The sequence below is a fragment of the Halogeometricum rufum genome (assembly GCF_900112175.1).
Classification (GTDB): domain Archaea; phylum Halobacteriota; class Halobacteria; order Halobacteriales; family Haloferacaceae; genus Halogeometricum; species Halogeometricum rufum.
In genome coordinates, this window is record NZ_FOYT01000006.1 from 192,499 (window position 1) to 208,879 (window position 16,381).

The window sequence follows — 16,381 nt, forward strand, 5'->3', positions numbered from 1 at the left end:
CGCCCGCGTCCGGGCAACGTACCAGTCGAGAAAATTGAAAGTGTGTAATTAGAGTAATTATCCAAATACGGTCTTCTAGAGTACGGTTACTGTTAGGACGGCGTTTTATCGTGACGTTCGGAAGTTCAGAGAGCCGTTATCGCCGGCGGGTCTGAGATTGTCGTGGCTAACTTTGGGTGCCGGCTCCCTGTCAACTGGCCAACGCAGTCTATCCATGATTCGCTCAGACACCCGACAGCGCGCACTGGCCGTTCTCTTGGCCATCGTGACGCTCACGTCCTCCATCACTGCGGGCGTCGTCTTCGCCGCCGGACCCGCGGCGGCGCACGACGACCACACGGCCGGCGGCGGCACCGACGGCTCGAACGAGTGGGCCACCGACTCCGACGCGTTCCGAAAGGAGACGGTCCTCTCCGGGCTCCAGCGACCGACAGAGACCGTTTTCCTCCCCGACGGCCGGATGCTCGTCATCCAGCAGGGCGGCGAGATACTCATCGACGACCCGGACACGAACGACGGGGCCGAGACGTATCTCGACCTGAAGAACGTCGACAGCATCGAGTCCCAGCGTGAACGCGGACTCCTCGGCATCGCACTCGCCCCGGACTTCCAGCAGAGCGGCGAGTTCTACCTCTACTACACGCGACTCGCGAACCCGAACGCCGAGGAGAAGGTCGACACCGACCCGCGAAACGTCCTCGCGAAGTTCGAACACGTGGAGAACGGCGGCGGGACGGCGAGTCGGGGCGAACCGGCCGGCGAGTCGATAGAGGACGCCATCCTCTGGCGGAACGAGATTCGGGCCGGGAACTCCATCGCCTGCTGTCACTTCGGCGGCGGCCTCGACGTCGGCCCGGACGGGAAGATATACATCACGACCGGCGACGAGTTCCAGGGCTGGCGCGCACAGGACCTCTCCGTGCCCGACGGGAAGGTCATCCGTCTGAATCAGGACGGCTCCATCCCGCAGGACAACCCGTACGCGAACGACGGCGACCCCGAGACGCTCGGCGAGATATGGGCGTCCGGCCTCCGGAACCCCTACCGCGCGAAGTTCGCCCCCAACGGGAACTTCTACATCGGCGAAGTCGGCGGCAACAAAGAGCCGGAGTCGCAAGAGGACATCAACATCGGGCAGAAGGGCGCGAACTACGGCTGGCCCGACTGCGAGGGGATGTGCGAGGACCCCTCGTACACGGACCCCCTCTACACCTACTCGCACGGTGAGTCGGGCTTCCGTCCCGGCGCCGCCGTCACCGTCGGTCCGGTCTACACCGGCGACGCCTACCCCGACGAGTACGACAACGTCCTGTTCTACAGCGACTACAACGACGGCTGGATAAAGTACCTCACGCTGAACGACGACGGCACCGAGGTCGGAGCGAGCTACAACTTCGCCCGGCAGGCGGGCGCCATCGTCTCGATGACGACGGGGCCCGACGGCGCCCTGTACGGCACCAACTACATCGGGCAGACGGGCGAGGGGTCGATAATCCGCTACGTCTACGAGGGCACGGACGCCGACACCGTCCCGAGCATCGACTCGACCAGCGTGACGCCACAGTCCGGCGCGGCACCGCTGGACGTGACGTTCGAGGCGTCCGCCAGCGACCCCGACGGCGACGACCTGACGTACACGTGGTACTTCGGCGACGGCACGTCCGCCGAGGGCGCGAGCGTCACTCACACGTACGAGACCGCGGGGTCGTACGACGCCTACGTCGAGGTGACCGACGGGAACGCGACGGTCGAGTCGGACACCACGACGGTCAGCGCCGGCGGCGCGCCGAACGTGGAGATTACCTCGCCCGCCGACGGGTCGACGTTCCGCGCGGGCGAGTCCATCGACGTGACGGCGAACGTCACCGACCCCGAGGACGGGGACCTGAGCGGCGACGCAATCGAGTGGTCCGTCCGCCTCGCCCACAACGCGCATATCCACCCCGACAGCACTCCCACGGGCGAGTCCTTCACGTTCGACGTGCCGACGACAGGACACCCGACGACCGGTGACGTGGGCTACACCATCTCGGTGACCGCCACGGACTCCGACGGCCTGCAGACGACGAAAAGCGTCGAGATACGGCCCGAGGAGGTCGACGTGACGCTCCGGACGGAGCCCGACGGCGTCCCCGTGGACGTCGAAGGGGCGCCCCACTCGACCGACGGCGGCTACACGTTCGACACGGTCATCGGCTACGAACACAGCCTGTCGGCGCCGCAGTCGGTCTGCCGGCAGGGGACGACGTACGAGTTCGCCAACTGGAGCGACGGCGACACCGACCGCACGCGGACGTACACCGTCCCCGACGCGGACGCGACGCTGACCGCGCAGTACGAGGCGGCCGGGTCGTGCGAAGGACCCCCCCAGAGCGGACTGGTCGGCCACTACGAGACCGACGCGGGCGTGACGACGAACGGGAGCGCCGTGACCGGGTGGACCGACGCGTCCGGGAACGGGAACGACCTGGACGCCGCGGGCGCACCCCAGTTCGTCGCGGGCGGCGCGGACGGTGCCGCCGCCGTCGCCTTCGACGGCGAGGACGACGTGCTCCGGCGGACCGGTCTCACCGGCTTCCCCGCCGGGGACGAGGACCGGACGATGTTCCTCGTCGCCAACTACACCGACAACGACGGCGGCTTCGGCGGCGCGGCGTACGGTGCCGCCGCCTCGAACCGGGCGTTCGGCCTCGTCGTGGACGACGACGGCATGTTGACCGTGCAGGGCTTCGGCGGCGGCAACGACTTTCCCGCCGACCGACGGGGCCTCGGCGCCGGGTGGCTCACCCAGTCCGTCGTCTACGAGGGGGGACAGTTCACCCAGTACGCGAACGGCCAGCAGTTGAACAGCGGCACGCACCAGTTCCAGACGAACCCGAAGCGGTTCGTCGTCGGCGGCGAGATAACGCCGCCGCCGTACACGGAGATGCAGGTGTCGGCCGTCCTCGTCTACGACCGCGCCCTCTCCGAGACGGAACGGCGACAGGTCCAGAACTACCTCGCGGCGAAGTACGTCGGGACCGACGGCGCGAACGAACCGCCCCGACTGGACGACATCTCGGTCACCTACACCGGCGGACAGAAGGTCGTCGACGTGACCTCGCGCGCGACAGACGACGGCGACGTCGACGCGTCGAGCGTCCGCGTGGTCGAGGAACCGACGAACGGGACGGTGACGAACCCCGGGAACGGGTCCGTGACGTACACCACGACGAACGCGAACGCGACGGGTGACGCGTTCACCGTCGCCATCAGCGACGCGAACGGCTCCGAATCCGCGCCGGCGACGGTGGACCTCACTTACCAAATCAGCGAGGCCAACGCCCCGCCGACGGCGAACGACGACGCCGCGACCGTCACCGCCGGCGAGAGCGTCGAGATACCCGTCACCGCGAACGACGGTGACGCCGACGGCGCAGTCGACGACGCCTCGGTGACGGTGGTCGACGGACCCGCCGCCGGCGAGGTGACGACGAACGGCGACGGCACCGTCACGTACACGCACACCGGCGACGGCGCGACGACCGACTCGTTCACCTACGAAGTCGCGGACGGCGACGGCGCCGTCTCGAACGTCGCCACCGTCGAAGTGACCGTCGAGGCGGCCGCACCGGCGGACGACGGGACGCCCGAGACCAGAGACGACTACGCGTCGGTCGACCCCGGCGGCGAAGTCACCGTTGACGTCCTCGCGAACGACTCCGCGAACGTGGACGCGGAGACGCTCCGCATCGACGGCGACGGCGAGTTCGGTACTGCCACGGTGACGAACGGCGAACTCGTCTACCGCCACGACGGCGGTGCGACGGGTGACGACCTGATAGAGTACACCGTCGCGGACGAGAGCGGCAACCGCTCCGCGCCGACGTTCGTCTTCGTCGACGTGAACGAGTCCACCGCGCCGGTGCCAGACGACGGCGGGTCCGACGGGAGCGACGACAGTAGCGGCGATGGGGACAACGAGAACGACAGCAGTAACGACGGAGGCAACGGGAACGACGGTGACGACAGTAACGACGGCGGGTCGAACCCGCCGGCGAACCCCGGCGGCGGTGGCGGCGGTGACGACGATGACGACGACGACAGACCGTCTCGGCAGTCCAGTCCGTCGGGGAGTTCCGGCAGTAGCGGGTCCGTCCCCTCCGCCGACGAGGAGGCGACCTTCCGCGTGTCGAACCTGACGCTGTCGGCGACGAACGTCGGCGTCGGCGAACGCGTGAACGCGTCTGCCGACGTGGGCAACGTCGGGGACGCGAACGGAACCACCACGGTCGAACTCGCCGTCGGGAACGGCACCGTCGCGTCCCGCAACGTCACGCTCGACGCGGGAGCGAACGCGACGCTGGCGTTCTCGCACGCGTTCGACGCGGCGGGGACGTACGAACTCCGCGTCGGGAACCGGTCGGCCGGTTCCGTGACCGTCGTCGACGCGAGCCGGACGAACGGGTCCGCCGGCGGCGACGACGCGGGAACGGTGACGGCGGGTTCGGGCGACGACGAGGCGACCGACGGCGACGAGAGCGGAGTGACGGACGGCGGCGAGACGGGAGACGGCGCTACGGCGGCGGACGGCGGAAGCGACGCGGCGGCGGGAGCGGACACGCCTCCCGAAGCGTCCGACGACGAGTCGCAACTGACCTCCGAAACCGGCACCGGGACGAGTACGGGGACGCCCGGATTCGGCGTCGTCGTCGCCGTGTTCTCGATGCTCCTCGCGGCGACGCTGGCGCGGCGGCGGCACGACTGAGGGCGGACGAGCCCCGTCGCTGACGGGCACAATCCGACCGTTAATCGTCCCGGGTCTCGGACCGTCCTCGCGGCCGCAATCACCGTCGAATCGGCTTTCACGGCGTCTCGGAAGATACTCCCCGACTAACTATCTTCACCGGAGCGAAAGGACGGACAGATGAAACGGCTCCTCGTCGTTCTCACGTGTATCACCGTCCTCCTCGCAGGAATCAGCGCGAGCGCCGTCGTCGCGCAGTCGACCGAGGCCACCGACACCGCCGCGGACGACTACTCGCTGGACACGCCCGAGAGCGTTCCCGTCCACGACAGACAGGTGACCGTCGACGGCGCGACGACGAACGTCAGTTCCCTCGTCGGACTGTACCCCGGCGAGGAGGCCGTCGTCGAGGTGACCGCCCCCGACGACGAACTCGCCGTCGTCACCGTCCGGACGCCCGACGGAACGGTCGTCCAGAAGGACAGCCTGACGACCGGAGAGACCGTCCTCGTCGACGGCAGCGACTACGAACGCGGCACCTACCACCTCGTCCTCTCGACGGGCGGGCAGGTGCGGACCGTCAGCCTCCTCGTCGTCTCGAAGTACGAGGTGAGTTACGGGCTGAACAACGTCACGGCCGACGCACTCACCGGCGACGCGACTGTCGCCGGCGGCGTCGCCGACGGCGAGGCGGTCCAGTTCGTCCTCTCGAACGACGAAGGCGAGGTCCGGACGAACGCCTCCGAAGTGCGGCGCGGGCTGTACGACTTCGACCTCTCGCTCGAAGACGTCCCCGACGGGAACTACACCGCACTCGTCGAAGTCGTCAACCAGAGCGGCGACGGCGCGAGCGCAGTTCTCGCGACCAGTCAGGTGCGAACCCTCACGGTCGGTGACGCGGGCGGAGACGAGAACGCGACCGCGGGCAGTGACGCCGCCGCCGCGGACGCGACTGCGACGGCAGTCGATGACTCGGCGTCGGCACCCGCGCAGACGGCGGCCGACGACTCGACGGCCGGAACGGCGGACGGTCAGACTGGCGCGTCCGCAGAGTCGAACTCGACGGTCCCGGAGTACGGTCCGGTCGCCCTGTTCGCACTCCTCGTCTCGTGGGCCGTCGTCGCCCGGGTCCGCCGACGCCGCTGAGCGGTTCTTGGGAGAGCGGACGGGCGGACGTGTCGTGATTCGGTCGGCTCACAGTCGAATGGCCGCGAGCACGAGGAGCGCTCCGATGGCCGCGTTGGCGACCGACAGCGTCGTCGGCGTCGAGAGGGTGAAGAACAACGGGAGCGCGAGGAGGCACGCGGCGACGACGACGATGGCCCTCGCGCCGGCCCGGATGGCCGACGAGACGTGCGCGGACACCCACGCCGCGACGGCCGCGTCTTCGAACAGCGTCACGACGCCGAACAGTTCGAGGAGCGCGCCGATACCGGCCAACAGGCCGACGTGAGACCCGGTTCGGAACAGGAGGACGTGCAGGCCGACGCCGCCGACGACGGCGAGTGCCCCGCCGACGATTCGAACCGCGCGGACGAGCGACGGCCGGTCGAGCGAGAGTCGTCCCGGCTCTCGACCGCCGAGCGTGTCGCCGAGCGTCCCGCCACCGAACGCACCGCCGAGCGACGAGACGCGACTCTGCGCGCGCGCTTCGCGACGGAACGTCCGCTGCACCGGCGTGCCGAAGTAGTACTCGGCCGTCTCGGCGACGACAGTCGCCGCGAGGAAGAACGCGACGCTGAGCAGTGCCACCTCGTTCGAGTCCGCCGGGTCGAGGACGTCGAAGAAGCGGTGTCCCCAGAACAGGTTGGCGTACACGGAGTCGTGAACCGCCCTGAGCGACTCGGCGACGGAGGGCGAGACGTGGTGTGCGTCCGGTACCATCGCCCAGATGCCGCCGAGAACGCTCGACGCTCTGGGATATCCGAAGCGCGGCAGGAGGAACGTGACGACGAGCATCGTCGCCGCCGCGCCGAAGGCGAAGTGCGTGATTGCGAGTGACATGGCAGTCGTGTGGAGGACCGTTCCCGAACGCGTACGCTCGCGAACGAAATAAATCCGGTAGACACTCACACCAGTTCGGGACCGTTCGGGAGCGTCCGAAACCGATTCCTGCCGACTGATGACGTCCGGCGAGGAGACACACATCAGACTAACTACCATTTCCATCGTACTAACAGCTCTCGCCGAGCCCGTACACCGTACGGAGACGAACGGCGACCCGACCGCATCCGCTCGTCTCGAAGTTAGTTGCCTGGTAACTCCCCTCGTTCGAGAACAGCGGACACGATGGTGTCCGGGGGAGGCCGACTGCGAACGAACGGTGGGGGCCGACGCGAGGACTGGCTAGTTCGCCGACAGTTCACTCGAAGGAGCCACACCACCACGTCCGGAGTATCATCCACTAGTGAGGTCTCGGCGTTTCGAAATCGGGTGAATCGTTCGGGCCGGAATCTCGCCTCGACGCCGCGTGACGCGGGCCCACAATCGCCTCAGTCGTTCCCCTTCCAGCCGCCTCGTTCCTGTCGTTTCCCTTCCAACCGCCTCGTTCCTGTCGTTTCCCTTCCAACCGCCTCGTTCCTGTCGTTTCCCTTCCAACCGCCTCGTTCCTGTCGTCCGCCCGCAATCGTCACGTCACGAGCGCATCAGACGTCGCCGAAGTCTTCGAGCGTCGTCGGTTCGTCGCCCCCCTCGACGTACGGGTCGATGCTGTCGTGGACGCCGACGAGTTCGACGGTGTCGGCCATCGCCGAGAGGATGAGTTCGACGTCCATGTCGAGTGCGTACTCGCGGTACGTCCCGCCGCGACGGCCCTCGTTTCGCTCGGTGACCGAGACGATGCCCAGCATGGCGAGTTCGCTCAGGTGGTCGCGCATCCGCCGCGGGACCAGCGGGTCGCGGTTCGCCAGTTCGGCGAAGCGAGTGTACCGCGGTCGGACGTCGCGGGAGCGAATGGGCGTCTCGTCCTCGAGGTCGAGCGTGAGGAGGGCGTAGAGGACGAGGTGGCCGTGTTCGGTGAGGCCGTTGATTCCCTCCTTGATGCGTCCGCGTTCGAGGGCGCGTCGGCCGCGGCGGACGTGGTCCTCCTCGATGGTGTCGGTGTCCTCGTCGCGGGCGAGGTCCCCCGCTTTCATCAGGAGGTCGATGGACTGGCGGGCGTCGCCCGCGTCCTTCGCGCCGTAGGCCGCGCACAGCGGAATGACCTCCTCGGAGAGGACGCCGTCGTGGAAGGCGACCTCCGCACGCTGTTCGAGGATGGCGCGGAGGTTCTCGGCGTTGTAGGCCGGGAAGTGAATCTCCTGCTCGCAGAGCGAACTCTTGACTTTCGGCGAGAGGTCGTCGCGGAAGGAGAAGTCGTTCGAGATGCCGATGAGACCGATCTTGGCGACGTCGAGGTTGCCGTTCGCGCGGGCGCGCGGTAGTTGATAGAGAATGCTGTCGTCGTTGACGTGGTCTATCTCGTCGAGAACGACCAGGACGGTTCCCGCCCGGTCGTCGAGTTCCTCCCAGAGCATCTCGTAGACGGACGCGAGGGGGTAGCCAGTCGTGGATATCTGGTTCGCCTCCGAACGGAGACTGTTGACGAGTCGGGTGGCGATCTGGTACGAACTCGTGAGTCCGTCGCAGTTGAGAAACGTCACCGAGAGGTCGATGTCGTCGTACTGAGCGGCGTCTTCTCGGAGGTGCGAGAGCAGGTACTTCGTCGCCGCCGTCTTCCCGACGCCCGTCTTCCCGTACAGGAAGACGTTGTTCGGCTGTTCGCCGTTGATGACGGGTTGAAGCGCCGCCTGGTAGGTGCGCAGTTCCTCGTCTCGCCCGACCAGTTGCTCGGGCTGGTAATCCTCCCGGAGGGCGTCCCGGTCCCGATAGATGTCGTTGTCCCGTTCGAACAGCGCCATAGACACGCCGTCTCGGTGGCTGTTTATAAAACCACCGCGTCCGGAGTGTCCGCTGTTCTCTAGCTATTTAAAGAAACGCGAGAACACACCCCCTCCACTTTGTCCGGAGTTCCGCTCCGAAGAGGGGGGGTGGGGTCGAACCGACAGCCAAGAAAGCACTCTAGAAGCGGTGGCTTTATTATGGAAAAGGCCAAGTTACTCCGTAGTCCTCTTAGAGAAGAGAACGAGAGAGACTACGATCGAGTTCACTACTCTCGTGTGCTAAGAGCGGCATATTCGACGGTTTCTCGTGCGCACACTCGACAGCGTTCCACTCGACGGCACCGTCGTTCCGCCGTTCCACAGATACCCCCTCCCTCCGTGAGTGGAGAACTGCGGACAAAGTGGAGGGGGTGTGTGGCCGGTCGTCCGGCGGCAAACGTACTCTACCTATCATATCGGTTTCTCCCGATTCGACGCCTCAAAGCACGCCTGATACACGTACGGCACGAATTAGACATCTGCCTGAATCTAACAACACCACTATGTCCGCTGTTCTCTCGTCCGTCGTCAGGCGTCGTTCTCTTCGCCGCAATCGTTGCCGTCCTCTGGACTCCGTCGTCTCTCCTGTCGGCACGAGAACAGCGGACACGGTGGTGTGTCGCCATCCGCCCACGTCGGTTCGAGAAAAACAGCGGACAGTGTGGGGTCGGAGCCGACATTCAAAACGTGCAGAATAGATGCAAATAGTGAATCTCGGCCCACGTTACGTCTGTTTACTCCGGACGGTGTGGTCGGGGTTCGTGGTCGGACCGACTCCCACCCGAATCGTCGTCTCGTGTCCATCTGCCTCCGTCGCCCCGTGTCCACCTGCCTCCGTCGCCTCGTGTCCACCCGCTCCCGTCGTCGGCACTCCCTCTCGGTCTGGACCGTCAGAACAGCGGACAGGGTGGAGGGACGCATCGTCGCTCCGGTTCCCTTCCGTCGTCTCTCTTTACTTCCCTCGTCGCCTCCACTCTCGGGTTTCCGCCTCCACCTTCACCGCTGCATCGTCTTCTGTCGTAACCCGCGCGTCTCTCTCCATCTCTTCCAGTTCGTTCGTCGCTCCCGAGACTCCTGTTTCTCCCGCCCTTTCAGCTTCCGTTACCGCACTGCCGTCTCGACTCGTCCACGCCGCCCGTCCACCGTATCGAGTTCACCCGTTCGCGTCACTCTCCGTCGCCGTGGACACCACCGTGTCCGCTGTTCCCCCTCCGATTCTCCGCCAGCGAGACGGGTGGCAGATGGAAGTGCTTAGAGTTAAGTCGGGTCACCCAGTGCACCGGATATGGTCAAACTCGACGACGTGGACCCCGAGGAACTTCGTCGCACTCTCGCAGACGTGGACTCCGCGAAAGAGGCGAAACGACTCGTCGTCGCTCTGGACTACCTCGACGACGTACCGGTCTCGGTCCTCGCAGAACGGTACGGAATCCCGCGTTCGACGCTCTACTACTGGCTCGATAGGTTCGAGACGGAGCCTATCTCCGAGGCGATTACCGACGAGGACCGGCCGGGACGCCCCCGGAAACTGGACGACAGGGACCGGAAGCGACTCTCGGAACACCTCGAAGCGTCTCCCGGCGAGCACGCGTACGACGCGGACGAGTGGACCCCCGAACTCGTCAGAGACCACGTCGAACGCGTGTTCGGCGTGTCGTACTCGGTCGGCCACGTCCGTCGCCTCCTCCGCGAACTGCGGTCGTCGTGAACCTAACCCGCGTCCCGTTCAGGTCTCGACTCGACTCTGATTCGGTTCCGATTCGTTTCCGTCGAAACAGCCGTGCCGCCGCCTCCAACCCGTTCCGTCGTTTCGGTACTCTCGTTCGTCTCGGCACTCTCGTTCGTCTCGTTACCTAAGGCCGACGCGCGTACTGCTGTACGACGACGGCGTCGTCTATCGTGCGTCCAGAGGCGATTCACTGTCGTCGTGCGTCCAGAGGCGACTCACCGTCGGTCGTCGGTGCGTCGTAGCCGACGCCTGCAGAGGCGGAACGTATTTACTGGTTCGTCAACTCGTATCTACTGTTCAATGAGTAGTGACGGGAACGAGAGGTCGGGCCGCGGCCGCCGGAGCAAGGTTCGACGCCTCATCGACGAGTACGACCTGGAGGGTGAAGGCGAACGCTTGGAGAACCGGTGCACCGCCAACCGAGAGGACCGCCTGAGTCTCCGCGAACTCGCCGACGACTTCAATCGACGCCTCCTGCGTGCGGTCATGGTCGAGGTGGGGATGAATCCGCTCGACGGCGAAGTGGCCAACACGTACCGCCTGCTGACGGACGACGACGTGTCGAGCGGGATGCAGACCCAGGCGAGACAGACTCTCGAACGCGAGGGCGTCGACGTGGACGAACTCCAGAAGAACTTCGTCTCCCATCAGGCGATACACACCTACCTGACGAAGTATCGCGGGGTCAAGCGCGACGAACAGACCGACGAGGACCGCGTCCAGAAGGGACTCGACACCATCCAGCGACTCCGAAGCCGAACGGCGGCCGTCTCCGAGAACATCGTCGAAAACCTCGCGAGTACGGGTCGCATCGACGTCGGCGACTTCGAGGTGCTCGTCGACGTTCGCGTCTTCTGTCGGGACTGCGGGACGCAGTACGACGTACAGGACCTCCTCGAGGAGGGGCGGTGCGAGTGCGGGGGGAACCTCGTCTCGGCCGCCGGCGAGACCGAAGCGTCTCGGTGACGGCGACGCTCGACGCCTCGGCCGTCGACGACTGCACGTCAGCGACGCGACCCGCACCCGAGACGGCGAAGGTGCGTTCGGACGGAGAGGCCGGCTTACGACTCCGATTTCGTATTCCGAGTTGGATATCGTTACAGCGTTATTCCTGTAACGTCGCCGCGACGTGAGATGAAGTATTATATACTCGCGCCCTATTGGATGTCCTATGAGTCGTGCACAGTCTACGACAGAGACCGTCGAGCTTCACGTCGAGAACATCGGCGGTATCGAAGAGACGACGGTCGAACTCGGCCCCGGGGTCACGGCGCTCGCGGGCCGAAACGCCACGAACCGAACGTCACTTCTGCAGGCGATTATGGCGGCTCTCGGAAGCGACCGGGCGTCGCTGAAGGCCGACGCAGACGAGGGTTCGGTGACGCTCACCGTCGGCGGCGAGACGTACACCCGAACGCTGAAACGACGCGGTAGCACAATCGCCACCGAAGGTGACCCGTATCTCACCGACGCGACGCTGGCCGACCTCTTCGCGTTCCTCCTCGAATCGAACGAGGCCAGACAGGCCGTCGCCCGCGGCGACGACCTCCGCGAACTCATCATGCGGCCCATCGACACCGAGGCCATCCAGACGGAGATTCGCAACCTCGAACAGGAGAAACGCGAAGTCGACAGCGAGATATCCAGCCTCGACTCCCTCGACGGGCGTCTCCCCGAACTCGAACAGAAGCGCACGTCGCTGAAGGAGCAGATCGAGGAGAAACGCGCGGAACTGGAGGAGAAAGAGCGGGAGATAGAGGAGGCGGACGCCAACGTCGAGCAGACCCGAGACGACCGCGACGAGTTGGAGAGTCGGCTCGACGACCTGAAGGAGGCCCGGTCGAACCTCGAAGACGTCCGCTACGACATCGACGCCGAGGCCGAGAGCATCGATGCGCTCGAATCCGAGCGCGACGAACTCACCGCCGAACGCGAGGACATCCCCGCGGAGATAGAGGGTGGCGACGAGATAGAGGCGCAGATAGCCGACCTCCGCGACCGGATGCAGCGACTGGATTCCAGCGTGAACCAACTCCAGACCGTCATCCAGTTCAACGAGGACATGCTGGAGGGGACGAGCGCGGACGTCGCCGCCGCCCTCCGCGACGACGCCGGTGCCGGTTCCGTCACCGACGCCCTCGTCGAGTCGGACACGGTCGTCTGCTGGACCTGCGGGACCGAAGTCGAGACCGAACAGATCGAGGAGACGGTAGACCGCCTCCGGTCGCTCCGCCGCGACAAACTCGACCAGCGGAACGACCTCCGCAGTGAGATAGACGACCTCGAATCCGAGCGCGACGAACTCGAACAACTCGACCGCCGACGCGAAGAACTGGAGGACCGTATCCAGAGCATCGACGCGGAACTCGACCGCCGCCGCGACCGCCGCGAGTCGCTGAAGGAGGAACGCGAGAACCTCACCCAACGCGTCGAAGCGCTCGAATCCGAGGTCGAGGAACTGGAGTCTCGCGACTACGGCGACGTCCTCGAACGCCACCGCGAGGCGAACCAGTTGGAGTTCGAGATCGGACGGCTCGAAAACGACCTCGAGGACACGGAGGACGAGATAGCGTCCGTCGAGTCTCGACTCGGCGAACGCGACGAACTGGAGGCTCGGCGCGAGGAGATTGCCGACGAACTCGCGGACCTGCGGACCCGCATCGAGCGCATCGAGTCCGAGGCCGTCGAGGAGTTCAACACGCACATGGACACCGTCCTCGACATCCTCGACTACCGGAACCTCGACCGCATCTGGATCGAACGGACCGAACAGACGGTCCGAGAGGGCCGCCGGAAGGTCCAGAAGTCGATGTTCGACATGCACATCATCCGGAGCACCGCCGACGGAACGACGTACGAGGACACCATCGACCACCTCTCGGAGTCCGAACGCGAGGTGACGGGACTCGTGTTCGCCCTCGCGGGCTACCTCGTCCACGACGTCCACGAGACGGTGCCGTTCATCCTGCTGGACTCGCTAGAGGCCATCGACTCGGGCCGCATCGCCCAGTTGATCGACTACATCAGCGAGTACGCCGAGTACACCGTCGCCGCTCTCCTCCCCGAGGACGCGGCGGCACTCGACGACGACTACGAACGCGTCCGCGAAATCTGAGACGCGGACGCGACCGGTCCGTGTTCGGCCCGGTTCCGGCCGTCGACCGTTCGCCCGTCGGTCGCTCGGTGTTCCCGCCGAGACCCGTTCCGAAAGTAACGAAACTCGACTTGTTCTACAGATAAATATGTACGGATTTGTATACAGTAACTGAATACGGATTTACAGGACTGACGGGGCTGCTCACCTCGAACAGAAGCAAAATTTTCACAATTTCTACAATGCTCAGAATGTTGTCAGAGATGGTTAGACGTCCGAGAGAGATCCGAATCTCGGTGCCCGCTGAGAGATAGCGTCTGTTCGAGTCGGAGCGTGGAAACGAACGCGGCCGGTGAAGAAAGCGAGTCCGAGTGAAAGATCGGAGCGCGGTAGATTCCTCAGTCGCGGCGGACCGCGAGGAGGGCCGCGGCGAGGAGTGCCACGAGGGCCACGACGACGCCGAAGCCGGGCGTTCCGGTGGACGTCTCGGTGGCCGTGTCGGTCGGTTCACCGTCGGTGGGGGCCTCGGTGGCCGTGTCGGTCGGTTCACCGTCGGTGGGTATCTCCGTCTCCGTCTGCGTCTCGGTGTCCGTCGGCGTCTCCGTCACGGTGTCGGTCGCCGTGTCGGTGGTGGCGTCACCCTCGCCGACGTTGCCGTCGACGGTGAGGGAGTCGGCCGCGCCGCCGCGGACGGTCACCTCGAACGTGTCGCCGGCCTGCTGCTCGCTGAAGTCGAACGTCCCTTCGTAGGTGCCGTCTTCGGTCACGTAGACGGACGCGGTCTTCAGGAAGCTCGGCTGCGTGTCGCCGCTGGAGCGGACGCGCAGACTGAGTTCCGTTCCGGGTGCGACCGTGGTCTCACCCGCGACGGTCTGGCCGGACGCGGCCGAGACGTTCACGGGTTCGTCGAGCGAGTGTTCCGCTTCGACGATGCCGTACTCGTCTTCGACGGTCTGGTCCTCGTCGGCGAGGTTACCCTCGTCCTCGTACACCGTGAAGTTCGCGAGCAGTTCCTGACCGTCGTCGAGTTGGACGGTCTGGCCGTTCGGTCGTTCACCCACCACGTCGTCCGTGTCGAACGCCACGAAGTACGTGTCGTTGTCCGGGTCGGGGACGACGACGGTGTTCCCGGCGTGGAGGTTCAGCACGAACGCGTCGCGGTTCGCGCTGGGGTTCGACTCTTCGACGCTGAGTTCGTACACGTTGCCGTTCAGGGCGAAGAACGCGGCGGTGTCGTTCCCGCTCTGCGCTTCGAGCGCGCCTTCGAGACCGGAGGCCTGCAGTTGGTGAATCACCAGGTCGCCGTCGGCGATGTCGTCGGACTCGGTGACGTTGGCGTTCGCGACTGCCTCGTACACCTCGTCGCTGTCGTCGAACGTCGTGCCCGTGGGGGCGGTCCAACTGACGAGCGAGTCGGTGGTGCGCTCTTCGAGGACCAGCGTGCCGACGCCCTGCGAGTCGTCGGACGCGTCGTCGCCGGAGCGGACTTCGAGGTCGTACTCGCCCGCGTCGAGGAGCGAGCTGACGCGGTTCTGCGGGTCGATGTCGCTGGTGTCGATGTCGTCGTCGCTGTCGGCGACGTCGAACACGTCGCCGCTCACGCCGTTCGTGGCGGCGTAGGTGTTGAACAGGACGTTGACTTGCCCGTCGCCGGAGTCGTCCTCGACGGTGACGTTGGCGCGGAAGCCGGCGTCTTCGGAGCCGATAGTCAGCGTCGCGGTGTCGGTGTTCGAGAGGGTCACGGTGATGTTCGCGATGTCACCGCGCTGTTGGGTGACGATTCCTCCGGCGATGTCCGCGCGGCCCTCACCGGCCTTCGAGACGGTGACGACGTCGGATTCGATGACCACGCCGGAGCCGAGGTCGGTCACCTCGACGGTGTAATCGTCCGTGTCGACGGGCCCGAGCGTGAACTCGAACTCGCCCTGACCGTCGAGGTTGCCGGTGACGGATTCGCCGCTGACGGCGTCGCCGTCACTGTCGAGGAGTTCGACTTGCACGCCGCGGGTGCCCGCGTTCGCGGAGACGGTGCCCTCTATCTCGTCTTCGTCCGTCACGGTCCGGTCGTCGATGTCGACGTCCAGGCCGAGTTCGCGGAGTTCGATGGTGGCCGTGTTGCTGCCGTCGAACGTGGCCTCGTAGGAGCCGACGTCTCGGTTCTCGGTGTCGAACGTGTAGACGCGACTGTTCGTCCCGGTCGACCCGGAGACGAAGTAGGTGAAGTCGTCGTCGTCGTCGGTGATTTCGATGTCGGTGTTGACCGAACTGGCCACGACGGCGACGACGGAGCCTCTGTAGGCGTTCACGTCACCGTTCGGGCCGACGGTCGTCGCCGCGAACGCGACGTCCTTCCGACCGCCGTTCGAGAGGTCGTTGTTGGACGCGTCCTGGATGTCGCCCGAGAGGCGAATCTCGATGTCGCGCGACTGCACGACGTCGTTCATCTCGACGATGACGCGACCGTTCTGGGGCTGGGTGATGGAACTGACCTGTCCCGAGATGTCCTCGTCGTCGTCGAAGACGGTGAAGTTGTCCGTCGTCAGACTGTTGCTGTTCACTTGGGCGCTGAACGGTACCTCGATGACAGCGTCGTCGCTGCTGTCGACGTAGTGGACGGCGCCGCCCTCGTATTCGAAGGTGGACTGTGCCGCCCCTGCTCCCGCGAACGCGACGGTCCCGGCGAACACCGAGAGCACCATCAACGCGGAGAGAACGATCGCTCGTGTCTTGTGTGTATGACTCATGGATATCACTACTCGGTCGGAGACGGTCGGAGCGACCTCGGCGCGACGCCGACAGAGTCGGCGCGGGCGAGTCCGCCGGACCGGGTTCCGATGAGGATGTAAGCGACAGTGAGTCTGCTGAGGATAAGTACTTTGTGTGGATACAATCTATTTGACACGTGCTACTCC

Annotated in this window: 8 protein-coding genes; 5 read left to right on the top strand and 3 right to left on the bottom strand. The window is 65.6% G+C overall.

What is annotated here, in order from left to right:
* The first annotated feature begins 214 nt into the window (after positions 1 to 214).
* The gene (locus BM310_RS20145; RefSeq protein ID WP_089811220.1) at positions 215 to 4,747 is read left to right on the top strand and encodes a PQQ-dependent sugar dehydrogenase; all 4,533 of its coding nucleotides are present in this window, start codon (positions 215 to 217) and stop codon (positions 4,745 to 4,747) included.
* 159 nt (positions 4,748 to 4,906) lie between these two features.
* Positions 4,907 to 5,872 (top strand): hypothetical protein, encoded by a 966-nt coding sequence (locus BM310_RS20150; protein ID WP_089811223.1) that lies wholly within the window; start codon positions 4,907 to 4,909, stop codon positions 5,870 to 5,872.
* A gap of 48 nt (positions 5,873 to 5,920) precedes the next feature.
* Here the strand turns inward: BM310_RS20150 and BM310_RS20155 are convergent, their stop codons facing one another.
* Together BM310_RS20155 and BM310_RS20160 are read right to left on the bottom strand one after the other, a co-directional pair.
* Positions 5,921 to 6,730, bottom strand: coding sequence for a hypothetical protein (locus BM310_RS20155; protein ID WP_089811225.1), 810 nt, complete (start codon positions 6,728 to 6,730; stop codon positions 5,921 to 5,923).
* A 641-nt stretch (positions 6,731 to 7,371) separates the two neighbouring features.
* Positions 7,372 to 8,625 (bottom strand): orc1/cdc6 family replication initiation protein, encoded by a 1,254-nt coding sequence (locus BM310_RS20160; RefSeq protein WP_089811227.1) that lies wholly within the window; start codon positions 8,623 to 8,625, stop codon positions 7,372 to 7,374.
* 1,306 nt (positions 8,626 to 9,931) lie between these two features.
* Between BM310_RS20160 and BM310_RS20165 the strand changes: the two genes are divergently transcribed.
* The 3 genes from BM310_RS20165 (at position 9,932) to BM310_RS20175 (ending at position 13,490) form a co-directional block, all read left to right on the top strand.
* Positions 9,932 to 10,354, top strand: a complete 423-nt coding sequence (locus BM310_RS20165; RefSeq protein ID WP_089811229.1) for a helix-turn-helix domain-containing protein — start codon at positions 9,932 to 9,934, stop codon at positions 10,352 to 10,354.
* Positions 10,355 to 10,675: 321 nt separating this feature from the next.
* Entirely contained in the window at positions 10,676 to 11,341 is a 666-nt protein-coding gene (gene rdfA / locus BM310_RS20170) for a rod-determining factor RdfA (protein WP_089811231.1), read from the top strand.
* A gap of 205 nt (positions 11,342 to 11,546) precedes the next feature.
* On the top strand, positions 11,547 to 13,490 hold the full coding sequence (locus BM310_RS20175) for an archaea-specific SMC-related protein (protein WP_089811233.1): 1,944 nt from the start codon (positions 11,547 to 11,549) through the stop codon (positions 13,488 to 13,490).
* Between the two features lie 377 nt (positions 13,491 to 13,867).
* Here BM310_RS20175 and BM310_RS20180 read toward each other — a convergent pair whose 3' ends face one another.
* Entirely contained in the window at positions 13,868 to 16,213 is a 2,346-nt protein-coding gene (locus tag BM310_RS20180; RefSeq protein ID WP_089811235.1) for a DUF7827 domain-containing protein, read from the bottom strand.
* Positions 16,214 to 16,381: the final 168 nt, after the last annotated feature.

Bases quoted from the DNA above. Each gene is read 5' to 3' on its own strand.
- BM310_RS20150 (WP_089811223.1), top strand. From the start codon at position 4,907: ATGAAACGGCTCCTCGTCGTTCTCACGTGTATCACCGTCCTCCTCGCA.
- BM310_RS20175 (WP_089811233.1), top strand. From the start codon at position 11,547: ATGAGTCGTGCACAGTCTACGACAGAGACCGTCGAGCTTCACGTCGAG.
- BM310_RS20165 (WP_089811229.1), top strand. From the start codon at position 9,932: ATGGTCAAACTCGACGACGTGGACCCCGAGGAACTTCGTCGCACTCTC.
- BM310_RS20145 (WP_089811220.1), top strand. From the start codon at position 215: ATGATTCGCTCAGACACCCGACAGCGCGCACTGGCCGTTCTCTTGGCC.
- BM310_RS20155 (WP_089811225.1), bottom strand. From the start codon at position 6,730: ATGTCACTCGCAATCACGCACTTCGCCTTCGGCGCGGCGGCGACGATG.
- BM310_RS20160 (WP_089811227.1), bottom strand. From the start codon at position 8,625: ATGGCGCTGTTCGAACGGGACAACGACATCTATCGGGACCGGGACGCC.
- BM310_RS20180 (WP_089811235.1), bottom strand. From the start codon at position 16,213: ATGAGTCATACACACAAGACACGAGCGATCGTTCTCTCCGCGTTGATG.
- rdfA (WP_089811231.1), top strand. From the start codon at position 10,676: ATGAGTAGTGACGGGAACGAGAGGTCGGGCCGCGGCCGCCGGAGCAAG.